This is a genomic window from Alteromonas sp. G4i35, from assembly GCF_054960375.1.
In genome coordinates this window covers 1-26,850 of the sequence record NZ_JBHNZD010000012.1, presented here as the reverse complement: position 1 = coordinate 26,850, position 26,850 = coordinate 1, and the positions used below count along the sequence as shown (strand labels likewise).

18 protein-coding genes are annotated in these 26,850 nt (G+C 45.0%); 10 read left to right on the top strand and 8 right to left on the bottom strand.

Features of this window, described 5'->3' with window-relative positions:
• Positions 1-143: 143 nt before the first annotated feature.
• On the top strand, positions 144-4,316 hold the full coding sequence (locus ACFI6L_RS09195) for an EAL domain-containing protein (RefSeq protein WP_014949808.1): 4,173 nt from the start codon (positions 144-146) through the stop codon (positions 4,314-4,316).
• A 221-nt stretch (positions 4,317-4,537) separates the two neighbouring features.
• Positions 4,538-6,217 carry an AMP-binding protein gene (locus ACFI6L_RS09190; protein WP_462573849.1) on the top strand — a complete coding sequence of 560 codons (1,680 nt, stop codon included), beginning with the start codon at positions 4,538-4,540 and terminating at the stop codon, positions 6,215-6,217.
• 160 nt (positions 6,218-6,377) lie between these two features.
• On the opposite strand, the gene ACFI6L_RS09185 is transcribed toward ACFI6L_RS09190, so the two are convergent.
• Positions 6,378-7,031, bottom strand: a complete 654-nt coding sequence (locus tag ACFI6L_RS09185; protein WP_014949805.1) for a dUTP diphosphatase — start codon at positions 7,029-7,031, stop codon at positions 6,378-6,380.
• Between the two features lie 635 nt (positions 7,032-7,666).
• Between ACFI6L_RS09185 and recC the strand changes: the two genes are divergently transcribed.
• From recC to recD, 3 genes are read left to right on the top strand one after another with little or no spacing between them, the layout of a single operon-like run.
• A complete protein-coding gene (gene recC / locus ACFI6L_RS09180) occupies positions 7,667-11,290 on the top strand; it encodes an exodeoxyribonuclease V subunit gamma (RefSeq protein WP_462573847.1) in 3,624 nt (1,207 codons plus the stop codon).
• A complete protein-coding gene (recB, locus tag ACFI6L_RS09175; RefSeq protein ID WP_462573846.1) occupies positions 11,287-15,252 on the top strand; it encodes an exodeoxyribonuclease V subunit beta in 3,966 nt (1,321 codons plus the stop codon). The genes recC and recB overlap by 4 nt, the downstream gene beginning before the upstream one ends.
• Before the next feature lie 33 nt (positions 15,253-15,285).
• The gene (recD, locus tag ACFI6L_RS09170; RefSeq protein ID WP_462573845.1) at positions 15,286-17,493 is read left to right on the top strand and encodes an exodeoxyribonuclease V subunit alpha; all 2,208 of its coding nucleotides are present in this window, start codon (positions 15,286-15,288) and stop codon (positions 17,491-17,493) included.
• A gap of 54 nt (positions 17,494-17,547) precedes the next feature.
• Here recD and ACFI6L_RS09165 read toward each other — a convergent pair whose 3' ends face one another.
• The gene (locus ACFI6L_RS09165) at positions 17,548-17,955 is read right to left on the bottom strand and encodes a hypothetical protein (RefSeq protein WP_462573844.1); all 408 of its coding nucleotides are present in this window, start codon (positions 17,953-17,955) and stop codon (positions 17,548-17,550) included.
• A gap of 107 nt (positions 17,956-18,062) precedes the next feature.
• Complete coding sequence (locus ACFI6L_RS09160; RefSeq protein ID WP_462573843.1) at positions 18,063-19,490, bottom strand: aminotransferase-like domain-containing protein; 1,428 nt, start codon at positions 19,488-19,490, stop codon at positions 18,063-18,065.
• A 260-nt stretch (positions 19,491-19,750) separates the two neighbouring features.
• Here ACFI6L_RS09160 and ACFI6L_RS09155 point away from each other — a divergent pair, with 260 nt between their 5' ends.
• From ACFI6L_RS09155 to ACFI6L_RS09140, 4 genes are all read left to right on the top strand, one after another.
• Complete coding sequence (locus tag ACFI6L_RS09155) at positions 19,751-20,371, top strand: LysE family translocator (protein WP_462573842.1); 621 nt, start codon at positions 19,751-19,753, stop codon at positions 20,369-20,371.
• Positions 20,372-20,456: 85 nt separating this feature from the next.
• Positions 20,457-20,795, top strand: coding sequence for a nuclear transport factor 2 family protein (locus ACFI6L_RS09150; protein ID WP_278343477.1), 339 nt, complete (start codon positions 20,457-20,459; stop codon positions 20,793-20,795).
• A gap of 39 nt (positions 20,796-20,834) precedes the next feature.
• Entirely contained in the window at positions 20,835-21,215 is a 381-nt protein-coding gene (locus ACFI6L_RS09145; protein ID WP_014976792.1) for a VOC family protein, read from the top strand.
• 37 nt (positions 21,216-21,252) lie between these two features.
• On the top strand, positions 21,253-21,588 hold the full coding sequence (locus tag ACFI6L_RS09140) for a hypothetical protein (RefSeq protein WP_462573841.1): 336 nt from the start codon (positions 21,253-21,255) through the stop codon (positions 21,586-21,588).
• Positions 21,589-21,604: 16 nt separating this feature from the next.
• On the opposite strand, the gene ACFI6L_RS09135 is transcribed toward ACFI6L_RS09140, so the two are convergent.
• The 5 genes from ACFI6L_RS09135 to ACFI6L_RS09115 form a co-directional block, all read right to left on the bottom strand.
• Complete coding sequence (locus ACFI6L_RS09135; protein ID WP_462573840.1) at positions 21,605-22,204, bottom strand: DNA-3-methyladenine glycosylase; 600 nt, start codon at positions 22,202-22,204, stop codon at positions 21,605-21,607.
• Between the two features lie 28 nt (positions 22,205-22,232).
• Complete coding sequence (locus tag ACFI6L_RS09130; RefSeq protein ID WP_014949794.1) at positions 22,233-22,451, bottom strand: hypervirulence associated TUDOR domain-containing protein; 219 nt, start codon at positions 22,449-22,451, stop codon at positions 22,233-22,235.
• Positions 22,452-22,835: 384 nt separating this feature from the next.
• The gene (locus tag ACFI6L_RS09125) at positions 22,836-23,720 is read right to left on the bottom strand and encodes an EamA family transporter (protein WP_171338728.1); all 885 of its coding nucleotides are present in this window, start codon (positions 23,718-23,720) and stop codon (positions 22,836-22,838) included.
• 196 nt (positions 23,721-23,916) lie between these two features.
• On the bottom strand, positions 23,917-25,266 hold the full coding sequence (locus ACFI6L_RS09120) for an MBL fold metallo-hydrolase (RefSeq protein ID WP_462573838.1): 1,350 nt from the start codon (positions 25,264-25,266) through the stop codon (positions 23,917-23,919).
• 8 nt (positions 25,267-25,274) lie between these two features.
• Positions 25,275-26,171: a class I SAM-dependent methyltransferase gene (locus tag ACFI6L_RS09115; RefSeq protein WP_101564895.1), complete on the bottom strand. Its 897-nt coding sequence runs from the start codon at positions 26,169-26,171 to the stop codon at positions 25,275-25,277.
• A 185-nt stretch (positions 26,172-26,356) separates the two neighbouring features.
• Between ACFI6L_RS09115 and ACFI6L_RS09110 the strand changes: the two genes are divergently transcribed.
• Positions 26,357-26,806: a GyrI-like domain-containing protein gene (locus tag ACFI6L_RS09110; protein ID WP_462573837.1), complete on the top strand. Its 450-nt coding sequence runs from the start codon at positions 26,357-26,359 to the stop codon at positions 26,804-26,806.
• Positions 26,807-26,850 lie beyond the last annotated feature (44 nt).

The following is a 26,850-nucleotide window of genomic DNA, read 5'->3' as shown; positions in this document are numbered from 1 at the left end:
TAGAAAAATTAATATTTATTTATCAATGCGATAGATGTTTCCTTCACGTTTATAAAAACCTCATTTTAGAAGCTGCCCAAGTTTAAAACATTCTGTTACACTTGGGTTTATAATAAAAATTTAAAACGTGCGACCCATTTTTGATGAGATATTTCAACTATCTTTTACTGCTGGTTTTAGTTGTAAGCCTACAAGCGGTGGCCTCACCGCGATTATCTAATCCCGTCTTTCAGTCTTTATCGACCAAAAATGGCCTTCCGCAAGATATCGTCAACGACATTGTTATAAACGAAGATGGCTTTGTGTGGATAGCCACAGAAGGTGGTTTGGTTCGTTGGGATGGAGTAAGAACTAAACGAGTAGCAGGTCCAGACAATTCTCTTATAGACTCATCCATTTATCGACTTGCCCTTCAAGGTACTGAAGCGTTGTGGTTTAGCGTGTACGGCAGAGGAGTTTATTATCTCGATTTAGCCACTCAGGATGTGGTGCAATTAGAGCCAACGTACTACCACGACTTTGAAGGTTTTGTGCAACATGCGGAAACCTTTCATTGGCAAGATGACACGCACCTTATCATTGCACTGACAGAAGAAGTGCATAAATTTAACACGCAAACTAAAACCCTTGAGCGAATAGCAAAGCTCCCTGAGCCGCTGTTGGGTAATAGCCAAAGCATCCGGGCGGCAATCACCGTTGAAGACACCTTACTGGTAGCCACTACCTCGGGGGTGTACGTCAAAAATATCAACAATTTAGAACAGCCTTTACGTCGACTTGATTACCTGGGGGATATTCCCGAAAACCTCGATAACGGCAATGCAAAGTTTCTACTTTTAGACGATAAGGATAGGGTGTGGATTTCAACGGTTTTGGGCGTATTTGTTGCTCAGAAACAAGATTTTCTCAAGCAGGTACAAGGCGAAAAAGAACATGTCTTTACACAGGTCGTATCCGACAGAAACGTGTGGACGTTGGTTCAGTACAAAGACAACGCTTTTTGGATGGGCACTAATAAAGGGCTATATCAGCTGAGTAAAAAAGCAGGTGGTTGGGAATACGAACACATCTTAGAACCGCATAACGGTTTCACCGAAATTTCAAACAAAAAAATTATCGCCATTGCCAAAGATGAATCTGACAACCTCTGGTTAAGTTCAGTCTATGCTGGCGCGCTGTATTTCGGTGTGAAAAGTGCGGATATTTTTGCCATCCAGAATGAACGAGCAGGTGAGGCTAGTGTTTTGACTAGCCATGTGGTGTGGTCGTTTGCCGAGACTGAGCCTAATAAAATTTGGATAGGTACAGAAAATGGGCTTAATCACTATGATTTCACGACAAAAAAGTCTGAGAAGTATCTGTATTCAAAAAGTGAAAGAGCGATTATTGGTGAAGGAGCCGTAGACAAAATTGTTCCAACCCAAAGTGGCGAATTGTTTCTCAATACGTACAACGGAATACGGTTGTTTGATATGGAAACAGGGGAGGCTAACCGGCCAGAGGTATTAAAAGGTGGCGATGACACCATATTTGATGCGTATGGCACGGGAATGATGCTTTCAGATAAAGGGGATTTGTACTTTATTGGCAACGAAGGTTTTGTAAAGTATGACGTGGACGAAAAAGAAATTTCCTCTTTAGAGCTGGACCCTCGTGTTTTTGACATAAATTTTTCATTGGGTTTCTTGGGGCAGTCTCATTACCACAATGATCGATTATTTTTTGCTACCGAAGGTGGTTTGTGGTTAATCGACCCAGAGACGTTTCAGCATGAATTGGTCTATCGATTCTCAGAGCTACAGCGTGGCCGAGATCGCTCTATATCGTCGTGGGTTATCGACGATATGGGGGTGCTGTGGCTTGCATACAGTGGCGTAGGGTTGGTTGGTATAGACGCAGACACGTTTGAGCCGTTGTACAACCTAAACGAATCGAATATTTTATTATCAAACATTGTTTACGGGCTGCAAAAAGACGAAGCAGGCAATATCTGGTTTAGTTCGCACAAAGGGTTACACAATTACGATCCGTCTACCGGCCAAATCAAGAACTTTATCTACGGACGAGAGCTAAGTGTTTCTGAGTTTAACCAGGGGGCTTCGCTAAAGCTTAAGGACGGTCGACTGGCTTACGGTTCGACGAGCGGCGCTGTGGTTTTCTCTGCATCGCAATTGGAAAGCTTGGAAGTTGGAAGAAGTTTGCTCAGTAAGCAAACTGCTATAACGGAAGTTGCCGTAGACAATAGGGTGCTTAATCAGCCGCTTAAAAACCTAAGTGGACATCATTTCGATCTCGATTACGAAGATTATGGGTTAACAATCCATTTTTCGTCATTAGCGATGTCAGGCATAGGAAAAGTAAAGTACTACTACAAGCTGTTGAACGGTGATCGCGTCGTTACAGAAGGCGTGACTGACGATGCAAAAATAACCTTTACCAACATAGAACCGGGAGACTACGTTTTTTCTGTTGCCCCTACGCCAGGTAGTTTCGACTATAACGTGCTACCGGCTGAAATTACGCTTTATATGCCACATGCGCCTCTGCGTTCACCGCTTGCATATACTATTTACGCAGCGCTCATCGTAAGTTTATTCGTAGCATATTTACTCTCCCGTCAACGCCAACTGTTTAGACTACAAAAAGCTCAGCAGCAGGTAACGCTATTCAGTGACGCTTTTAGACAAACTCGAGACTGGGTTTTAATTTTTGATAAAGAAAAGCGTTTAGTTGCCGCGAACCCAGCTTTTGAACACGTGTTCGGCTTTAATAATAAAGAGCCGTTACCCAAGCAGTTGGCACGACTTTATTTGCGTTACCCAACGTTGAATAGACACCTTTCTGGCAAATTACCGGAAATGCAGGGAGGGGATTTTTGGAAAGACGAGGCCGTGATCGATGGTGCTGATGGCAAGCGCTACGACGTGCTTATTGATATAACAGCGGTAAGTGGCGAAAGTAATACTGCAGAGCATTACCTAATTGTTATTTCCGACATCACAGAACAAAAAAATGCTGAGCGCAAACTTCTGAAAATCGCGACCTACGATGGCTTAACAGGCTTGGTCAACAGAACATTGCTGCTAGACAGACTGGAGCATGCTATTGGGCTTGCCCGTCATCATGAGCATCGTGTGGCGGTGATGTTTGTTGACTTGGATAGATTTAAAGGTATTAACGACTCACTTGGGCATGACTACGGTGACAAACTGCTGCGCATTGTAGCCAACCGAATGCGAAACCTTGTGGCTGAGTCGGGCACCGTTGCGCGATTAGGCGGCGATGAATTCGTTATTGTTATTGAGGAAGTTAATGCCAATGACGACTTGAGCTCATTCGTGGCACAAATCATTGAATCAGTAGAAACGCCTATATCGTTAGCAGAGGAAGTGCTTCGTGTTTCGTGCAGTATTGGTGTGGCGTTTTATCCCGAAGACGCCTCTGAGCCTGCTGAGCTTATCAAGCAGGCTGATGTGGCTATGTATACGGCGAAGAAGGACGCATTAAGCGGCTTTACCTACTTTACGACAGACATGAATGAACGTGCCAAAACGCGTTTACAGCTTGAAAATAAAGTAAAACGAGCCTATTCAGATGACTGCTTCTTCAATCACTACCAGCCAATTATAGATGCCAGAACCAATACCACTATTGGGGTTGAGTTACTGCTGCGAGGAAAACTGGATAACGAGCCTCTTTTCCCCGATCAGTTCATTCCGGTACTTGAAGAATTGAAGTACATAATAGAAGTTACACGACAGGCAATGCGAAGAGCGGCAGAGGACTTGTCGTCCTGGTACAGCCAAGGCTTCACGGGGTTTGTCTCTATTAATCTATCTGCACTTCACTTCAAAACCGAATTCGACTTAACCGGTGTGCTAACCCTGCTTGATGAGTTCAATCTACCCAAAGAAGCGTTTCGATTCGAGATTACCGAAGGCGTATTGATGGATGACAGTGACAATGCGTTAAGACAGATTAATCGGTTTGTGAAAGAAGGTTTTGTATTAGCCCTTGACGATTTTGGTACAGGTTACTCGTCTTTAAGCTATTTAAAGCGTTATCCGTTGTCGGTATTAAAAATCGACAAGAGCTTCGTTAACGAAATGGCGCCGGGTAATGCAAACGAAGCGCTGGTAACAACAACCATTACGTTAGCGAATAACTTGAATATGAGTTGTGTTGCGGAAGGCGTTGAAACAAAAGCGCAAGCAGAAGAATTGATTGGAAAAGCGTGTTATTTCCACCAAGGCTATTTCTACGCCAAGCCTTGTACCGCCGAGGAAGTTGTACCGCTGTTATTTAAAGCGTGGTAAAACGTCGATATTTACCGCGTTTTTCTAACAGATAAGACCATAAAGATTCAAAAGCCAAATCTATAAGAAAACTAAATTTAGCCTCTAAAGCCTTGTTATTCGTCGCATAGAATGTAAACGCTTGTTTAAAAAGCTTGTTTTTCAATAAAAAATAGGGCTTATTAGAAGTCTGTGAAATCATTGTAAAAATGAGCTACATTATAACAACATATGAGTGACTTATGCCGCTAGACATGACAGCAAACGCAAATACCACGGAAGTAATAACATCGCCATTAAGTATGTTGTACCACTGGGAACAGAGCCGTGGGAACGACGTATTTCTTACGCAGCCTATTAACGGTGAATACCACGACTACACATGGAAGCAAGTCGCCGAACAAGCCAGAAAAGTGGCAGCACGTTTACGTGAATTCGATTTCCCGCAAGGCAGCCGTATAGGTATCTTTTCAAAAAACTGTGCTGAGTGGTTTATCGCTGATCTGGGCATTATGATGGCAGGTCACGTGTCGGTACCTATTTTCTCAACAGCCGGTCCAGACACAGTCCAGTATGTATTGAAACATGCTGACGTACAGCTATTGTTCGTTGGAAAACTAGATAATACTGCGGAACAAGTTGCCTCTATTCCTTCAGAATATTTAACGGTTGCCTTTCCTTATCCAAACATTGCTACTAAGCAACAGTGGAAAGCGTTTATGGATATCGCGCCCATAACAGACTCGCCTGTACCTGATATGGATGATTTGATGACAATCATTTATACGTCTGGTAGTACTGGTCAGCCTAAAGGGGTGGTGCACAGTTACAATACAGCTTGTTGGGCAGCGCGTCGCTCGCTCGATCAATTGGGTATTAACCAAAACGATCGCACAATGAGCTACTTACCACTTGCGCATATTACAGAGCGTGTACTGGTCGAGCTTTCAAGCTACTACAGTGGTGGCAAAATTCACTTTGTAGAAGATTTAACTACCTTCCAACGGGATGTAGGTCACTGTCAGCCAACGCTATTTATTTCGGTACCGCGTTTATGGACAAAGTTCCAGATGGGCGTGTTAGCGAAAATGCCGCAGAAGAAACTGGATACGCTGCTTAAAATTCCAATTTTGAACAAAATTGTTGCGAAGAAAATTCGCGATGGCTTGGGCATTAATAACGCACGTTTGTGGGCAAGTGGTTCGGCGCCACTTGCACCAGCAGTCATTGAATGGTTCGCGAAAATTGGTATCTACATTTCTGAGGGATGGGGAATGACCGAAAACAGTGCCTATGGTACCGGCAGTGTACCTTTCCGTCATGATAAAATCGGCTGTATCGGCAAGCCATACGACGGCGTAGACATTCGCACGTCAGAAGAAGGTGAGATTCAAGTTAAGTCGCCGTGCAACATGCTGGAATACTACTTGGAACCACAAAAAACGGCTGAAGTCTTTACTGAGGATGGTTATCTGCGCACTGGCGATAAAGGGGTCATTGATGCTGATGGCTACGTTAAAATTACTGGTCGTTTAAAAGACATCTTTAAAACCGCGAAGGGTAAGTATGTTACGCCAGCGCCGATTGAAGCAAAATTCATGGAAAACCCTATTGTTGAGCAAGTGTGTGTAACGGGGACTAATTTGCCTCAACCTGTGGCTTTGCTAGTGCTTAGTGAAGAAGCGCAGAAAAAAGACAAAGCGGGCATTGAAGCAAGCCTTAAGAAAACATTCGAAGCTATCAACGCAAAACTGGAAAGCCATCAAGTTATGGATCGCGTTATCATTATGAAAAACGAATGGAGCATCGAAAACGACTTGCTGACTCCGACGCTCAAAGTAAAGCGTCATGTTTTAGAAGACCGCTTTGTTGATATTATCCAAGGTAGCTATCGCGACAAATTAGTTTGGGTTGACGCGTAAAATCCTCGTTGAGTCTTTTGCTTTGGCACTAATTGAAAAAGCTCTGTCCATGACAGAGCTTTTTTGTTATTAGCAGGAGGCGCAATAAGCATTGAAACTGTGTTGGGCTATAAGCATTACAGCGGCGCTAAATTGCGTCAAACGAAACGCAATGGTCGCTTTAAGAAGGGTAGCGAGAGCGTAACCCTTCATACACTAAGTCGCTAAACTCTGGCTTCGTTAAATCTAGGGCATCCATTACTTCTACCAGGTGCTCGTTGTCTTCACGACCTTCCCACACCTTTATGTAAGTGCCTTCTTTATAGCCGTTATCTTGGCGGAAAAAATTGAGCACATTTTTACCTACGTACTGACGATAAAGTTCGTCAGCTGACATTTCACACTGGCTTACGATGAACATGAATAGTGGCACGCTAAAGCGTTTGGCGGCGCAAAGGCCCGTCATGAGCTCTAAATTATCAAGAAGCGACAGATTTGACGCGTCGTAGTCCTTTCCATCGAAGGTTACTAGCGTTTTGCCACTTGCTAATTCAGAAGCAATACTTTTTGCAGATTCAGCGATATCGCCTTTATATTCAATAATGCAGGCACTTAGTGCAAAGTGCCAGATATCCACCAATTCCATTTGAAGCTGTGGCAAGTCTTTTTGCTGTGCTTTCCACCATTTCCAGCCGTGATGTTCAATTGCTTCAACTGACTCTACCATTGCTGCACGCAAGTATCCGTAACCAGCATTTAGCCAGTCTGGGTTTACTTTGGCGTTCATTTTATCCTGAAGAGAAAGCATAGTGGCGAGTTGTTGCGCGGTTAACATTGTTGCTCCTGACCGTGAAATTGTGTTGCGTTTCGTAAAGGCGAAATTGTACTTGAATGACGCTTCGGGAGAAACTGCTAAATTTACGGCAGCGAGAGTAAAGCGCTTTCTTTAATGTCTGCTTGCTCGTGGTGCACTTGCACCACGGTAAAACTATGACTTATTGGTCATGTTTTCTCGTTTCGTGTAAGTTGTTGATACTTAATGATTAAAAAGTTGGCATTCAACCTGCTAAACATAAAGCGTTAACAGTGCTGCTCAGTAGCGCTAACGTGAATGAGTGCCAGGCAACGCTTATTCACGTTGTTACTGAGTAGACCGTAAACCTTACCCATACAGATTTTTCGTGTCCTGAGGTCTGTGTGGGTTTTTTTTGTCTGAAAATCGCCCACACGCTTCTTTGTACTCTTTCGCTCCGCCATATCTTTGTATCACTTCGTTAATGAATTATTCGGAGGTTGTTTTCGCCATGCCCCTCGGTATTTGTTCTATTATCAAAAGACATTTGCTTATCTAAATTTTGGAGAAATAACTTAACTACTGAGCACAATGCGATACACTAAATTATAAGGTCGACGATACCTGTACAGTCTTTGCACAGTATCTAAAAGCACGTTCTACAAAGGATTTTTCGATTGCTTGCGCTATATCCCTCTAATAAATTAGAACACTTAAGTTTTCTTCTCACCACGCTTTTACGTCAGCAGCCCATGGGTGTGTTTACGCCAGAAACCATCTTGGTTGAAAGCCCGGGAATGCAGCACTGGGTCAGCATGCAGCTTGCCATAGAACACGACGTGGCAATGAATATTGATTACCCTTTACCAGTGCGCTTTATGTGGAATACAGCACGTACGGTATTAGGACAGGACAAAGTACCCAAGCAATCTCCCTATCGTCGTGAAGTACTGACATGGCGAATCGACAATATTCTCCAAGATGGCTCGCTGATGAGCGCAGAAGCCTTCGAGCAAGTTAACCGGTATTGGCAAAGCGCCGGTAGTGAACAAGAGCAAGGGTTACAGCGCCTTCAGCTAGCTACCGCTCTGGCCGACGTGTACGAGCAATACTTGTTGTACCGCCCAGACTGGTTGTTTAAATGGGAAGCTAACGAACGCGCTGTATTTGATGACATGGAGATATGGCAAAGCGAAATTTGGCGCATATTGGTCAAAGAGCAGCCGTTGCATCCTGCACGTTTGCATCAAATGACGCTCGATGCGTTGGAAGCTGGTCATTTACCAAGCGAACCAACGAACAAGTTGCCTGATCGTGTGATAGTGTTTGCTATTAATACTATGGCCCCACAGCTTATTGCATTTTTTGACGCCCTCGCGCAGCACATTGATATTCATATATTTCATTTAAATCCTAGCGTTAATTATTGGGGTGAAGCGAAAAGCAGTAGTGAACAGGCGAAGCTATTGCGCTTAGAAGGCCTTAAGAAATGGATGGAAGAAGATCAGTCAAACCCGCTGCTTGGCAACTTAGGTAAACAGGGCAGAGAGCTATTCAACTTAATTACTGAGCTAGATACCTTTGAGATTAGTGCGTTTGATTCACCGGATTTTGAAGAGGCTTCTAACAGTGGTGAGAACGTTCACCGTTATGGTCTACTCGAATATATTCACAACGATATATTGCAAGCCGCTCAACCGAAGCCACTTACTCATGATTTAAGAGAAAAAGACGATAGCGTTACTATCATGTGTACCCATTCCGCACTACGCGAAGTGCAGGTTTTACACGACCACTTGTTACACTGGTTATCTCAAGATAAAACGCGCACCCCATCTGATATTCTGGTGATGTGCCCCGCCATCGAAAACTACGCGCCATTTGTTGATGCTGTATTTCACAGAGTAGGCACAAAGGCTTTGGCTGGCAGAGGGCAGGTTAGGCTTCCGTGTACCATTGCAGATAGAAGCCCAATGGATGCAGAGCCGTTGATTGCGGCGTTTATGGCGCTGTTACAGCTGCCCGATAGCCGCTTTGGTGTGTCGGACATTATGGATTATCTGCAGCTAGATTCAGTGCAAAAGCGTTTCTCAGTGTCACAAGATGATATCGAGCAAATGGTGGTTTGGCTAAAACAAGCTCATATTCATTGGGGTCTTAATAGCGCCCATAAAACGGCCGTTTCAGAAGGTGTTGATCTAGACGACGCTTACAGCTGGTGGTGGGGAATACGCCGATTACTTATGGGCATGCTGGCACCAGATAGTGAAGTCATTGTGAGTGACTTACTTACTATTCCCGACGTTGAAGGACAAAGTGCGCTTACGCTAGGCAAGCTTATCGACGTTGTGGCGCTGTTAGGTGAGTTTGCCCAAGTATTGACAGCCCCAAGGACGGCCGCGCAGTGGTCTAAAGCCTTAATATCGCTTAGAGATGCGTGTTTTATGCCGATAAAAGAGCAGCAGCAAAGTTGGGATCTTATTGCCAAAGTTGCTGCCGATCTTGCTGCACGGTGCGAAGAGGCAGGTTATGAACACGAACTCACCCTTCGTCAGGTTCGCGACCTGCTACTCAATCGATTCTCGTCGCCAGATGCCGGTAACCACTTTATGACCGGTCAGGTTACGGTGTGTTCAATGCTGCCAATGCGAAGCATTCCATTTAAAAAAGTATGCATTTTGGGGCTGAACGACAGTGAATTCCCCAGAAAATCAAGCCCGCTGGGCCTCGACTTAATGGCGGGCGCTGGCCGCCAAATCGGTGACCGCTCACGACGTTTGGAGGACAGATATTTATTCCTCGAAGCCATTATTTCCACCAGAGACAGCTTATATTTAAGCTACCAAGGAAACGACGTTACTAATAATAGTGAGCGACAACCCAGTCTGGTATTGGCTGAGTTCATGGATATGCTAGAAAACAGCTACGCACTGGATTTATCAAAGTACAGCGTTAATGCGCCGCTACACCCGTTCAGTGAAGAAGGCTTTACGGGAACCTTGCCGAGCTACGAAACAGGGTGGTTACGGTTAGCTGACGCGTTACAAAAAACGAAATTAAATACCGATGAAGCAGATAATGAATCTGCCAACGATGCGGATACGGCAACGTTAGCGCCATCATCTGACGCACTATCAACGCAATCGCTTCGTTTATCAGGTATTCAAATTGCGAGAGCATTCAAAGATCCGCTGGAGTATTTTTCCGTACAACGCCTTGGTGTGAATCTGTCTCAATCGTTTACGCTACTCGAAAACAGCGAGCCGTTTGAAACCAATGCGCTGCTGCGCTACCAGGTGCTCGACGCTATCTTTTCGTCTGCAGAGCGCGTTGTGCCAGAGAAAGATGATGTCACTTCGCTTTCCTATAGTGAACAAGTGATCACGTTTGCTTCGCTTAGAGGGGATATTCCCAATAATCCCGTTGCCAGAGATGAAGTTGACATGTGGAAAGAAGGGGCATTGGCATTAAGTCAAGCCATGGGCCCTCACGACGCGGAACCTAAAAAAGCACACTTTCAAGGCAAGTACATTACCTTTACTTCGTCCGCTTTATTAGGCAGTGACGCGCTAGTGGAGCTTTGTGCTGGTAAGATTGACGCACACCGCGCTTTGGGTTTCTTCATCTCACAATTAGTTTTTTCAAGCAGCGATGAAGAAACCAGCTACAACAACTATCCGCTGGATATCTATTCCTGTGCCTGGGAAAAGGGCGAAACCATTTTGAAAAAGCAGCGCTTCCCCGCTTACGACCGAGAAACTGCTGTGCGTTTACTTTTGTTTATTGAACAGCTTTATATGGCAGTTTACACGGCGCCGACACCAGTTCATTTAAGTTTGTTCGGTACTTTTATGCCCGGGACCAGAAATTCAGACACTAAGCCTGTAGTGGAAAGCATAAAGCCTGAGATGTTTACCGACATTCTGCATGCGCTACTAGAGAGTGCGGACGGGACTAGTGAAACCGACAAAGCGATACTTAGCCAAGTTCAACATGCAATTGACGAGATGTGCCCGTTCACTGATAAAGACAACGCTGTAGCTAGCGAAACGACAAGTGAAAAACACGAAAAAGCAAAACAGGCGGTGGACCAAGCCGCTGCACTTTTTGACACGATAGAATTACAGCGAGCATTAGCCGACTGGCAGCAAAGTAGCGGGCAGTTCAGCGCCGATATGGCAAGCAACCCTTACTTAAATTGGTTGTTTCCGCAGGGCGTTAGTTGGAACGATGTGCCGTATTTAAGTGCTTTTGTGCTGCTCGCCATGGTCAACAATGCGTCTCAGGAGGAGAAGCTATGAGTTATAATACAACATCCTCTGACAATCCCATGAGCAAGCACATTCAGCTGCAAACCGACGACCACAGCGGCACTGAAGCGCAATTACTCGATGTCGTCGCTATGCCGTTAAAAGGGCGCCACCTTATTGAGGCCAGCGCTGGCACAGGTAAAACCTTTAATATTACGCGCTTGTACCTGCGTCTATTGCTTGAAAAAAAGCTCACCGTCAAAGAAATATTGGTGATGACCTTCACCAAAGCCGCGACCGAAGAAATAAAGGGGCGTATTGCGGCAACACTAAGAGAAGCTCTACTTATTTGGCAGCAAGCCAAAGATAACGGCAATGAAATAGACAGTGGCTGTGACCCGGTTTATCAGTATTTATTTAACAACTGTGATATTGACGAGAGTCTGGCCCTTTTAAAAGCGGCGCAGCTAGAGCTTGATGAAGCCTCGGTGTTTACTATTCACGGCTTCTGTCAGCATGTTATCACCCAGTTAGCGTTTAACAGCGGCTTTGCCATGTCGCTTAACTTGGGCAATGACACCAGCGATTTATATCTTGAAGCTGCCGAAGACTTCATTCGAAAAATTAGCAAAAGTGAGGACGAGTTTAGACTACTGGCAGAGTCAGGCTGGCATACACCTGACAGACTGTTGCGAGAGTTTAACGCCAGCATTAAAAGTACTCTGACCCCAATATTGCTTAGTGAAGAGGATATTGAGGCAGCGTGTAAAAAGCAGTTAGATGAAGCGCCGCACACGTCTTTAGCCTACGTGAAGTCTCTACTTCAAAGCGTAGAGGATAATGAAGGGCTATTGGTAGAACAGCTCATCAAAACACCGGCCCATAAAAAAGAGCGGCCGCAGGAATTGGCTGCACTTAAAGCTTGGTTGCGTTCTTGCGTGGATGAACAAAGTTATGATCTTCCGCCGCCCGAAGCGGAAGCCTTTGTTAAAGGTAACCGATATGCGCGAAATTCATCTGGTGTAAAAGAGATCTTAACGCCTATAAAAGATTTTGCAGGGGCGCTTAAAAAAGCATTTAGTGAGAAAGACAAAGCGCTTGGTAAGGTGCTTGTATTCAAGCTGGTGGTTGAAGCCATTGCGTTCATCAAATCCCGCGTTGAAAAGCAGAAAAAGCAGCTTGGCGTTATCGACTTCGACGACCTTATTCGCATGCTCGCCGACGAAGTGGTGAAGCCGAACAATACCCTTGTGCCTGAGCTTCGTAAGAAGTTTCCCGTAGCGCTTATTGACGAATTTCAAGATACCGATGCAAAGCAGTACGCTATTTTAGACGCAGTTTATCCCAATCTTGAGAATGCTAACGAAAGTGCGTTATTAATGATAGGTGACCCCAAGCAGGCGATTTATCGCTTTCGCGGTGGCGATATTTTTACCTATTTAAAGGCGGGCAGGCAGGCTGATTACCGCTGGGTAATGAATACCAACTGGCGCTCGGTAGAGGGCATGGTTAAAGCCTATAATCGATTATTCTACGGTGCGCCTGTAGCATCAAATAAACCCGCCGATGTGTTTGGCTTTAACATCAAATACAACCCTGTGGAATTTACGCCTAAAGCAGCCGCGGCAAAAACGCCACTTATCGACCCTGCCGAACAAGACAATGTAATGAAAAGTGCTGTAATGAAGAGCGGTGTAATGAAAAGTGCTGTAACGAAACGCAGCGCAATGAACTACGTTAGCATGTGTTTGGACGACAAAGAAAACGCCCACATTATGCGTCGCAAAATGGCTCAGTGGATTGCGCAAGAGATTTACCGCTTATTGAACGAAGCGCACTTTCAAACCGCCAATGGTGGCACCGCGCCTGTTAAGCCTCAGGATATCGCTATCTTGGTGAAAGACAGGACCGAAGCTGGCGCTATCAAAAGTGTACTGCAGCAAAAAGGCTTGGCATGTGTTTATTTAAGCGATCGCAGTAACTTATTTGCCAGTGCCGAAGCCAAAGATGTACTGCGGTTACTCAACGGTATTTGGCATGCTAACGACACCAGTAAAGTGGCGTCGAGCTTGGCGTCACCGCTTTGGGGTTATAGTGCCCAAACACTTATTGAACTGTTGTACCATGAAGATGACGCGCAGTGGGATGCGGCTATCGACAAGGTATTGTCGCTGCGCGATATGTGGCTGCAAAAAGGGTGCATGAGTGTGCTGCTGTATTTAATGCAAGATAGCTATCAACCTCATGCTGACAGCGTGGAACGCGCCCTTACTAACTATCAGCATTTGGCCGAAGTGCTGGAAAAAGCTAGCACTACTCACCAGCGCCCAGAGCAGCTACTCGACTGGTTGAATAAGCAAATTCATAAGCCTGAAAGCGATGAAGAGCTTACTTTGCGCCTTGAAAGTGACAGCCAACTTATTCGACTTATTACTCAACACGGCTCGAAAGGGCTAGAGTACCCCATCGTGTTTGTTCCTTTTGCCACCGGCTACAGAGACGCCGCTAAAAACGGCAACACTACATCGCAAATATTTACCTATTACGACGAGGAAAAACAAGATTTACAAATGCAGCTTGGGCAGACGCCACAGGCCATAGCTCGCGTTCAAAGCGAGAGCGAAGCGGAAGACATGCGACTGGCCTATGTGGCGGTAACACGAGCTGCCCATCGCTGTTACATGGGCGTTGTACCGCTGACTAACAATGAAAGAAGTGCATTAGCACGAGCACTCGGTGTAGGTGGCGACGGCAGCAACAACGATTGGTCGAGTGTGTTAAACCGTGTTGCTGAAGAAGATGCGTCCCATGCCAGCCATATCGACGGTGATGAGTTTGAGGAAGTGTATACTGGCTTTGAACAAGAAGATGAGTTACCTCAGCTTACCGCGTTGCAATTTACCGGCACGGCAAGCGAAGAATGGCGACTGTATTCATTCTCAGCAATGAGCCGTTTAACCACGGTTGGTGCTAACCAAAGCGTTGAAACAGGCACAGCAGCAGAGTCCGGCGCAACAACAGAGCCCTTGAGTCAACCCCTTCCTAGTGTGCCCGTACTTCAAACCATTCGAGATGAAGAAGTGTATGCAAGCGACCCCCTTATGGGTGAGATGGGCTCAATTGATGCAGACATCAATTCCTCGGCAGGTATTGAAAGTACGGTAAGTAAAAGTGATCTGCGTTTTACCCTAGAGAAAGGTGCGAGCGCAGGTAATTTACTTCACGATATTCTAGAGCACAGTGACTTTAGTGCGCCCGATTGGGAAGAAACGGGTAAGGAACTGGTTAACCGCTTCGGGTTAGATGAAAAGCGAACGCCGCTACTTTATGAATGGTTAGAAGAAGCGCTACAGACGCCTCTGTATCCCAATATGCAGCTAAGTATGAGTGATTTGCCCTTAGTGCAAACCCTGCGCGAAGCCGAATTCTATTTTCCAATGAACGACACGCAATGGACTCAGCTTCGTGAAGTACTCGCTACCCATAGGCAAAACGTAGCTGACGTTATTGGTGGCGAGATGGAAACAGCGCCTCAATTAATCACAGCTAAATTACAGGGAATGATGCACGGGTTTATTGATTTGATTTTTGAACATGACGGTCAGTTTTATGTAGCAGACTACAAATCAACCTGGCTTGGCGATACCCTTGATAGCTACACGCCAACAGCGCTGTTTCACAATAACCAGCATCACCTTTACGACCTTCAGTACTTAATTTACTGCTTGGCGCTACATCGCTATTTAAAGAATACGCTGCCTAACTATGACCCAGATATGAATTTTGGTGGAGTGTATTACTTGTATCTACGCGGTATGCACCCAGAAAACGAGCGCGGGGAAGGGGTATTTTATACTGATGTTCCATCGTCTGTACTCAATCGATTAGACGGGATATTTGCGAGCAAAGACGATGCCCAGCAAGGCAATAGTTCTTCGAATGCAGGCAGCTCTCACCAGCCTTTGGAACAAACGTCTTCGGGTCAGCAGCAGTTTAGTTTCGATGACGAGTAGTCAACATCATAGAGGCTAAAGCAAAGGAAAATAATGAAAAGCAATCAACACTCTGTACCGTCATTTTTTGATAACTTGTTTGGCATCGAGGCGATCGACAAATTTGTCGCAAAAGAATTTGGCTTTATTGATGAACTGGAGCAAGAAGAACAGTTTATTTGGGCTGGGATCTTAGCATACTTGTCGTATATGCAGCGCAATGGCCACAGCTGTATCTATCTAAAAGACATAGCGGGTACGACGCTTTTTAAAGAGGTAGTAGCAGAACAAGAAGCAGTCTTGGCGGCCGAAACAAATGTGCATAGCAATAACGGAGCGGTTGGGGCATCTAAGTCGCCGGTAGAACAAACAGAGCAGGAAAAAGCGCCCAAAGCAGGTGTTGACGTGCCACAACTAACGCCGTTACTTAGAATTGTAAAAAGCGCACTGGTTAACGAGCAGGTGGCTCAACTATTTGTCTATAGCAACGGCAAGCTGTACAGCCGTCGCTACTATGAGTTTGAACAAGAAGTGGCGCGCAATGTTGTAAAACGAGCTGCGCTTACGCCGTTAAGTGATGACGCAAGCGAAAAAGTAAAACAACTTTGGCCCGCAATCTTTCCTACCGAAACAACCGATCAGCAAGATTGGCAGCAAATTGCAGTGGCCAAAAGCCTAATGCAGCGCTTTTGCGTTATAAACGGTGGGCCAGGAACAGGTAAGACCTATACTGTATTGCGCTTATTACTGGCGCTACAGGCTTGCGATGAAAACTTAAAAATTGTGCTGGCAGCGCCTACAGGTAAAGCGCAACAGCGTATGACCGAATCTATCATGAACAGCATAGACGGGCTTCGCGGCAAGTTGGACGACACAGTGCTTAACAACGTGCCTACCGATGCTGTGACGCTACATAGATTACTAGGATTGCGCGAGCACGGTGTATCGACTAAGTTCAATCAGCACAATCAATTGGCAGCAGATGTACTCATTGTCGATGAAGCAAGTATGGTCGACTTAGCGCTAATGACGCGCATCGTACGAGCGTTACCAGACCATGCGCGACTCTATTTTATCGGTGATGCCGATCAGCTTCCAGCAGTTGAGCTTGGCAACGTGTTAGAGCAGCTAGTTAGTACCGAGGCAGCAAGTTTTGACGAAAATGCGAATGTGCCAAATGGTACAAATAGCTTAAACAGCAATGACAACGCGTTTTCTTTAGATGGCGTGCCATCGTTAATGCGTCAGCACATCGCTACGCTGTGCCCGCATTTGCCTCTGTTACCTGTTGATGAGCAGGCAAAAAGCTATGTAGCAACTCTGCAAGCACCGCAGCGCTTCAAAGGGCAGGTGGCAAAAGTTGCAACGGCCATACAGCGAGGTGATGCAAGCGGTGCACTTGCCGCTATTACCGACAAGGCTAGTGACAATGATGAAACTGCTGGCCTCAACTCAAATATCGATTCAACTCTTGTTTCAAAGACTGCATCACGCCTACAATCTGGCGTTCACCTATGGCCAGAGCACCAGGTTAGCGGCCGTGATTTACACCAGTTGGCCAAAGAAAGCTTCCTGCCTATTTTTGATGCTGGCAGTGCCGAAGAGGCGCTTAATCGTCTGAATGTGGTTAGGTGGCTAACCCCGGTCCGCAAGGGCGGAATGGGCGTAGAAGGCCTGAATAATTTGGTGTTCGATGCTATCAAGCACAAAATCAGAAAGCGGGAAGGCCATTTCTATCAAGGTCAGCCCATTATGATTGTAAAGAATCATCATCCTCAACGACTATCAAACGGTGAGGTTGGTGTAATCTGGCCTGACAGCAAAGGAAAGCTATATGCGTGGTTTTACCAGGATAGCCAAGCTTCGGGTCAAAACGGTTCAAGTCAGAAAGCTTCGGCAAATGCGGGAGACAGTGCTGACAATACGCTAGAGCAAAAGCAAGCGTTGCGCAGCATATCGCTATCAAGAGTACCGCAGTTTGAAACTGTGTACGCCATGACCATACATAAATCTCAGGGCTCTGAGTTTAATCATGTTGTGCTTATTTTACCTAAGCCTGATAGCGAAAAAGCCGCCAACTTATTTCATCGAGGCCTAGTGTACACAGGGTTAACCCGTGCCAAAGACGGCTGCTTAATCATTTCTGACAACGCAACATTTACCCACATGGTTCAACGGGTAGATAAGCGTTATTCCGGGCTGTCTGAAGCGATTAGCCTGCAACTAGAGAGTACATCAAACGCCACCCCAGAGACTGAATAGAAATAAATGTACTCTGACCCCAAAATTTTGGGGTCAGAGTACATTTCTGGGTCGTTATTTTACTGGCGTAAAAAGGCACAGGCCGCGTTTGTTAATATCAATTGGGGTTTTGCTGATTAGATAAATGCGAGTGGGGGCAGTTACACGCAAAATTCCGCCTTCGGCATTTAAAAACTGTGAAGGCAAAAGTGCAGACGTGTCTTCACTTTCTGAATTGTCGGTCTCGGCTTTCACTGCAAAGTGTGACAAACCGCAGTGATCTAGCCAACCTAATATATTATCTGGCGTTGCCACAAAATTATCGTGCCTCAATACGCTGCTATGTAGCGTAATATTCGCACCGAAGACGGGCTTATTCTCTATCGCCATTTGCGTGTTAGGCTTTAAATGCAGACGGTATAGTCCGTGTGCTTCAGGCACAATGTCATCATTCGCATCTGTATTATTCACTAACGTAAGCATACAAAGTTTCACAGGTTAGTTTGGATGGTTTTATTTTGGTGGACTTACGGCTAGCCTGCGTTGATGTGGATCAACTGCCCTTGGGTTTACGCACTTTGTATAAAAAATTAGGCTTCTTGTGCAACAAGCATCTCACCAAGACGCTGAATAGCTTCGGTGCGCGCAGCCTGCGTACTATCAATGAAATTAAAACGCAGGCAATGTCGATACTTACCTGTTGCCGAAAATAGCTGCCCTGGCGCGACATAAATTCCTTTTTGCTTGGCTTCGTCAGCCAGCTTCACGGAGTCATAACGGCTGTTTAGCTCTACCCAAAGCACATAGCCCCCTTGAGGGTAGCTAATACAGGTGTCGGCGGGAAAGTAACGCTTAATGTCTGAACGTAGTGCGTCTCGTGCACTTAGGTAATGGTGACGCATAGCCCGAATATGTTTGTCATAACCGCCTTGCTCAATGAAACTGGCTATAGCTAATTGGGGTAGAGTAGGACACATAGAGCTACTGACATATTTAACGTGGAGCACTTTATTCCTATAGCTTCCCGGCGCTATCCAACCCACGCGAAAACCAGGCGCTAGCGTTTTTGAAAACGAGGAGCACAGTAAAACGCGCCCATCTTTATCGAACGATTTAATGGTTTTTGGACGAGGGTAGGCGTAGGCAATATCGCCGTAAATGTCGTCCTCTATAATGGCTACATCGTACTCTCTGGCCAATTCATATAACGCTTTCTTTTTCGCCTCAGGCATAACGAATCCTTGAGGGTTATTTACCGTTGGGGCGACTAAAATGGCCTTGATCGGCCATTGATCAAGCGCTAGCTTTAATGCCTCTAAACTCAGTCCTGTTTCAGAGTCGGTGGGGATCTCTAATGCTTTTAATTCAGCGCCTTTTATAGCTTGCATAGCACCGTAGAATCCGGGGGATTCTACCGCTATCACATCGCCGGCGCTCGTCACTGCGCGAAGGCAAACAGATAAGGCTTCCTGGCAGCCAGAAGTCACAATGAATTCGTCGCTTTGCAACACACAGCCAGATGCTGCGGCCAATCGGCTTAGCTGTTTTCGCAGAGTTTCATCACCTTTTACGTCACCGTATATCATGCCGTCCAAGGCTCGATGTTTGGTGAGTTCATGCAGGCGTTTTATAAGCGGTTTAAGGGTTTTGGCAGTCATGTTGGGCATGGCATGCTGAAACTGGCACAGGGTTTTAGCGTCATGATCTTTATTAAAGGTATTCAGCAAAGTGTCTAGCACATCTTCCCATTGAGACACATCCATAGGGCGTTGCGGAGGCTTCGTCATGCTAGGGGTGTTATCTATTAATATACTACGGGCGACAAAATAACCTGATTTAGGTTTTGCCTCTACCAGTTGCTGCGCTTCTAACACTCGATATGCTTCCTGCACGGTAGCTATACTTACTTTATGCTCCGTTGACAGCTGCCTAACCGAAGGTAACTTGTTCCCCACCTCAAAAACACCACGCTCGATTTGGGCTTTAAGTTCATTGGCTAATGTTTCGTAAAGCGTCATCGCAATATTTATTCTTATGAAGTCATCTGCATACAGATAACTATATCTTAATTGGCAGGAGCTTTTAACCATACAGATTGGTGAAATAACTGCCATACAGACGTTATCATGACTAAACTGTATGGCTGTTTTTAAGTGTATTTGGGTATGATGCATACAAAAATATGATTGTATTGTGTTGGTGAAAAACAAGCGTTTGGTTAACCGACCCCCTTTCTTTTAAAGAAACGCATTGCTCACCTCAACACATAAGGACTGTCATGGAAACATCTTTACTCATCGCGCTTGCGACATTCGCGTTCATCAGTACGGTAACGCCTGGCCCGAATAATATGATGCTATTGGCTTCTGGGGCACAATACGGTTATAAACGTTCGCTGCCGCACATGCTGGGTATTGTAATTGGTGTTGCAGGTCTAATGATAAGCACACTGCTGGGCATTGGTGCGCTGTTCAACATATTTCCCGTACTGTACAGTGTGCTAAAAGTGCTTGGCGTGGGATATCTGTTATGGTTAGCGTTCAAAATTGCCACTGGCCCCGTAGATGAGCCAGTAGGCCTAGTAGAAAACAAAATTAAGTCGACCAAACGCCAAGGGCCGCTCAAGTGGTGGGAAGGGGCATTATTTCAGTTAATTAACCCTAAAGCATGGATGATGGCCTTAGCCAGCGTAGGCACGTTTTCAATGCCTGGCGAGTACTACACCCAATCTGGTATTGCGATTGTTACCGCTTTTGCCGTGATTGGTTTTCCAAGCATCTCGCTTTGGGCAGCGGTAGGCGCAAAAATACGCGTGTGGTTGAGTTCGCCAACTCGAAGACGGCAGTTTAACCTTACAATGGGCGCGGCCACAGCAGCCACGTTATTTTTGATAGTGTAACGGTTATATTAACTGGACGCTGGCCTTTTGGGTGTAAACCGATTGGCTGGTGTCTTTTAAAAAACTGATAAAGGGAACACGTAAAATGGAGTGGGTCGAAGTCTTTATTCAATACTTAAGCGCCTATGAACAAAAGGACCTAGACAGTGTTTCCGATATGTTTGCGGATGACATTGCATTAAGGGACTGGAAAATTTCTGTAAAAGGTAAACGGTTAGCCGTTGATGAAACACGTAAGAACTTTGAGAATGCTGACTCGATAGAAATAGATGTGCTGTCTACTATGGTAAATGAGAAGATGGTGTCTGGTGAGCTCAAAATTGTGGTGGATAAGTCTGAAACACTGTTCGTTGTTGATGTCTTGAAATTTAATGAAAACGGTAAAATCATAGCTATTCATGCTTATCTAGGACGCGACGATTAAATCTAGCGCAAACAATACAAATACAAGGAGCAGGTCTTCATGGAATTGAACCAAGTCACGTTACCCGTTACTAATATGGTCGAAGCGGTGGAGTTTTACCTTACACTTGGGTTCACTCAAATTGTAGATACACCGCATTATGCCAGATTCACCTGTCCTGAAGGCTCGTCCACTTTTTCGCTCTCTTTAGAAAGCGAAAGTGCTCAAAATCACAGTGTGATCTATTTTGAACACGAGGCGCTAGAAGAGTTGTATACCTCTCTTGTGGAAAAAGGTATTCGTTTTGAGCAGCCGCCAACGCAGCAGCGCTACCTTTGGAAAGAGGCCATTTTAAGAGATCCATCTGGCAACAAAATAAAGCTGTACTGGGCAGGAGAGAATAGAGTGAACCCGCCTTGGAAAGTTGAAATAAAGCAGTAGCCATTTAGATAAACTTCAAGAAAAACCGAGATAACCAGTGACAGACTCCCAAACTAGCGTGCACTTTCGCTTAACAAAATTAGATGCCATGCAGGCGTATACGCTAAAACGAGAAATTGAAGGCGCTTACTTTAGTAAGCGTGAAGAATTTGTAGATGAAAAAGGCTCAGGTGCGTTCATTGGCATGGTGCCTTTAAAAGAAAGCCTGTTCGACGAACTCAACGATTACGTTATTCGCCAGCAAATTCAATATGATGACTGCGATATTTATGTTGAATCAAAAATTGCTAACGGTGATATTGCCGTGCCAATGGTGGTAAACAAATTGCTCAAATACATCGACTGCAAGCTGACTTTCGCTTTTGCGAAGTAGTTTCAATTGAGGTGCGCTACTTAAGCGTGAACCGCCAAGGCAAGGTTGTGTCATCCCGTGCACCTAGCTTACCGGTTTGATCGTCAATTGCGTAGTCTATGCCAATGCGATGCGAACTAGTGATATGTTTACTAGCAATGGCATGGTTACTTTGCTCAATCCAAATCAGAGTGTTATTTAACACAGGCTCACCATTAAGCGCAGGTGTTATCGCAAGAGCTTGTGTCAGCTTAGCTGGACCGTCACATAGATTACGCAATGATGTCTTCATGCCGCGACGTTCGCGCATTTTGTCTACACCTTCTGTAGGCTTAATTTTTCGGATCAGAACTGAATCAGTGTGGTCAGCGTCATTTGTAACAATATTCAACATACTGTGAGAACCATAAATGGTGTAGATGTAAGCAACGCCGCCTTGCTTTTTAAGTGTTGTTATCGAAGAAGGGCGCCGCAACAGGTGTTTCTCCATGGCAAGATCATGATGTCCACGGTAGGCTTCCGTTTCTGTTATCGTTCCCCCGGTTAGTACGCCGTCGACGTTACTAAACAGGAAGTTACCAATGAGCGACTTCGCTATATTGACGACATCGCTATCAGTGAAAAAAGAACGCTGCATTTTTCGTTTAGGTTTATTAATCAACAAACTAAGACGACTTCGTAATTTCGCTGTGAGATTTTAGCACTTTGCTACCGTCGTCCTGTTCAATGAGATATGCTGGGTCGCTGTCGCTAGCCTCTCGTTTTACCGACGAACCCTTAATCGTGCGCTCTACATCATTGGTAAATTTTTCTCTGATATTTCCCGTTGCACTACCGTTTCCCCATTCCCATTCTACTTCTGTGTTTACCGCATAATGTTTCATAATTATTCCCTAAGCCACTAAATTAACTATTAACTTAATTTGTTTAACGAAAAGAATAAGACCTGAGTTCAAAAAGGGGGAAATAAGGATGGTAAAAAAGTACAGAAAGTTTGAAACCCTAGGGCCTGTTGACCTTTGCTGTACATTTTTGCAGCGGTCTGTGTGCCATCTAGACAAGGCGGATGTTTGACGGTTTAGTGGTTCTAAATCGAAAACATTCAACGCAGTATAGATGGCACAAAGGCGCTGCCCGAAGGGGTCGTTATGGAAGCCTTTTACTCTTTGTCACAGTCCTTTAACTTAGCTCGCTAGGCTTGCAGGACTGTTTCGCGATTAAAAGGCTTCCATTTAGACCAAAATTCGTACACCAAAGGTCAACAGGCCCTAGGAAAGGGTTTCAATTTGTTTTTGTTTGGGTAGTTGTTTTTGCGTAGCTGAACTCCCGGCGGTAGCAATAACGACTAAAGCCACTGCAAACCATTGTGAAAGCGTGAGGGTTTCATCAATAATGATGAACGCCGCTATGGCTGCAACGGCAGGCTCAACACTCATCATAATGCTGAAGGTTTGCTTAGGCATATTGCGCATTGCACTCATTTCTAACGTATACGGGATAGCCGACGAGAATACGCCTACAGCGAACCCGATGAAAATAGCTTGTGGCGAGAGTAAGGCGATACCTTGACTTGCAACGCCAATAGGCACTACACAGATAGCGGCCACTAGCATGCCTAATGTTACCGTAACACCGCCAGAACCTTCGTTGCCTGTTTTGTTTCCAAATACGATATAACCGGCCCAAAACGCTCCGGCTGTAAGGGCAAGAATAACGCCGACGGGATCTAAGCTCTCGGCCGACGCGCCGCCAATATCGGGAAGCAGCAAACAAACGCCTGCAACGGCTAAAATAGCCCAAGCAAAGTCTCGCTTTTTTCTGGCACTAAAAAATGCCACAGCCAATGGCCCGGTGAACTCAAGCGCAACACCTATGCCAAGGGGAATACGCTCAATCGCAAGATAGAAGATGATATTCATTGCGCCTAAGCAAGCGCCGTAGAAAATAACGTTGCGCCATCCTTTCGCGCTCAAGCGCGCTCTCCAAGGCCTAAAAATTATTGTTAACACCAACGCGGCGAAAAACGCACGAAGAGCACTGGTGCCTTCAGGACCGACGATAGGAAAGAGTTGCTTCGCAAACGATGCACCAGACTGTATGGTTACCATCGCCAGAAGCACTGCGACTATGGCAAGTAAAAAACGTTGATTCACAATATATTGCAACCTGGATGAGACAAAACAGGATTATATTTGTTCTAAAACTGAAATGCTCGTTGATAAGGGAAAGTATTGAAAATTAAAGTCTAATAATCAAAACGCTATGGCAGCGGTCGCGAACACCGTCTATGCAACCCGCTGCAAACGCTTACGATTTATGATGGCCAAATGAGCAAAATGACTCAGCGCACTACAGTTTAAAATACGACATCAAGCTTCGCAGAGTAGGATCGAATTGATCAGGAACGCGTTCAATTGTCATGTGGTACTCAGCTACGTTCCAAAATGTACCGCCTAGAAGAAGCGCTATAAGCACCTGGGTAGTCATTGTAAACTTGATATAAGGTTTGTCTTCAGTAGGCTCAAACAATGTATTTATTTGAACGCGTTCATTTTTCATGTCTATCTTGGCGTAGATTGGGCATTGCAAGCCAGCTTGCAGTTGCTCTACCGGCTTAATGTGTAAAACCACATCAGTATCTGGGAATGTAGATAACCTTTCTTGCGCGCTCCATACGTTTGCTCTGGCCTTAAAAATTAAGCTATTGATTGGCATCATAAGCCCGTCAGGCCAAGTTATTCTGTGAAGCTCGCAAGGAAAATCAGCTAGAGACTCAGCGTAGTTTATTCTGTCTTGCTGAGTAAAATTCCTATCTAGCGCGAGAGGCGAGTGCTCTGTCGAACGGGAAGCTAAGTCCAGAGCGTCACCGGTCGATAACATGACCAGCTTATTCTCGTTAAGATTGTGATTACGCCAGGCCGATTCTATTTCCTCAGGGCATGCTTGATGTTGATACTGCGCGTATTGATAACCTGTTCCTGCTATCACAAAAGATCCAGCTGCTGGAATATTGAAATCTGCATCAATAATTTCCGCAAGTTGGCAAAACTTCTGTAATCGAGAGGCTTTTAACTGTGCTACGCGAGTGTGTTTCTCATCATCGCTATAATGAGAAAAAACAAAGGGGTAAATACTTGCGCCACTGTAAGCAAGAATTGCAGCATCAAGCTTACCGAAGGTCGCCTTAATTTGCTCTGCGTGCCTAATTTGCATCGGGTTGTCTACAGCAAAAAATACCTTGTACCCGTTTCCATCTTCAAGATATATCGACGAATCAACAGGTATGTTTGTTTCATTCACGATATCGTCAGAAGACCCTGAAAACTCTTTTATAATGGTTATACTGTGCTCGCAAAGTTCCCAAGGTTTGTCAAAGGTACATTCCCTAATATTCGTAAACCCTAATTGCTGTAAAGCTAAGCGAAGGGCAGGGGTCGGAAACTTACCGATCAATATTGGGATGTCTTTATCAAAATGAGATAGCGTAAAAGGATTAAAGTGGTCACCGTGAATGTGACTAATATATAAATAGTCGGGCTTTAAATTTAGATAGCGTGTGCGCTGCTTTTCATGCATAGGAGGGTAATTGAAAAGAAGGCCATGGTAAATGCCGTCTTCATACCAAGGATCGGTTAAAACCGTTGTTCCGTCACTGAAAGTAAACAAAAAACTCGCATTCGTTATATATTCAATTTTCATTAACAATCCTAAGGCTTTCGCGCGATAACAATGGCTTCTCTTCCTAAGTTTAGGTTAGAAAAAGCGCGATAAATATCTTGTCGTAAGTGGCTTAACCCCGCATTTTCCATGAACCATTCAAAGTTGACACGTTTCAGGTGACATTCTCGGCCCACGTTTGGAGTTTCAATGTAGTTGTCGCCCATTGCTAGAAACAGGTCTAGCGGGAAGCTGGAAAAACGGCTTAAAGGATTAAATCCACATTTTGAAACGAGTGCTTCTAGCGAGTCAAAATCAAAGTAATTAAGGTGGTGTGGGACAGCAACCCACCAAGGTTTGTAGTCTTGTGTTTTTCTTAAGCCTTCTTGCAGAGGGTTGAAGTCATTAGGGACACCCACAACTAAAACGCCACCACTGGCAAGTTTGTCGAAAGCCACATTGATAAGAGAGAATGGGTCGGGAACATGTTCTAGAATATTGCGCATGTGAACCACTTTAATGTTTTTTGGAAGGCTGGTTAGGTCAGCATCGAAGCTGCTATTAATGATATCTAAGCCTTTATCACGGCAATGGTTTGCCGCTATTGTACTTATTTCGACACCAACTGTATTCCACCCTTCCTCTTTGGCTGCTTCCAAAAAAAGGCCTGCACCGCAGCCAATATCAACCAGAGTATTATCATCATTAGGCGAGATAAATTGAGCTATTTCGCTAAGCACGTCGCGATAGCTCATGAGCCACCAGTCACGGTCTCGCTCATAGTAATTTAGCCTATCTCGTTCGCCGTCATCATAATGGCTGTCACGATAAAGAGTCTCATTTTCGAGCTTGTCTGGAAGTGGCGTAACATGTTTGAATCCGCACGTTTCGCAGTCAATAACATCGTAACCATCACCTGAAATAACGACGTTTCCTGAATGTGCCATGGTGTGTCCTAATTTTGTTCTTTATTTTGAGAGGCGTTTTTCATTTTATCAAAAACTGAATCAAGAAACGTACCATTAAGAGTGAAACTTAAGGTAAGGTGTTAAAGTCATTCTGCTGGAACATGGTTTGTCTGAAACCGTTTGCTTAGACTAACTTTCTGTATGCTTAACAATTAGGACGTTGTATGAACGTAAGGAACCTCTCTTCACCGATAGATATTAAAGGCTTTTCGGTGATTACCAATAATCACACTGAATTCTCACCACAGGGAAAGATACCCACACTTTGGCAAAGGTTTGATAATTCGATAGCTGTTGACTATAAAGGCGGCGAGCGAGTGTATGGCGTGTATTTCAACTACGAATCCGATCATTCCGGTGACTTTTCCGTGTTGGCTGGGTTTGACGGTGACTCAGTGCCCGAACATTTAAAGGTTGAGCACATCACTATTCCCGCAGGAAAGTATCTCGTTTTTTCGCGACAAGGTGAAATGCCGCAAATTGCCATTGATGCATGGAGCGATATTTGGCGCTATTTCACAGAAGGAGGTGCCGAGTATGAAAGGACGTTTTCAATAGACTTCGAGCACTATGTGAGTGGCAACCATATAGACGTTTATATAGCAATAAAATGACGTCATGTTAACTTTATAATAAAAAAACGGCGCTAATAAGCGCC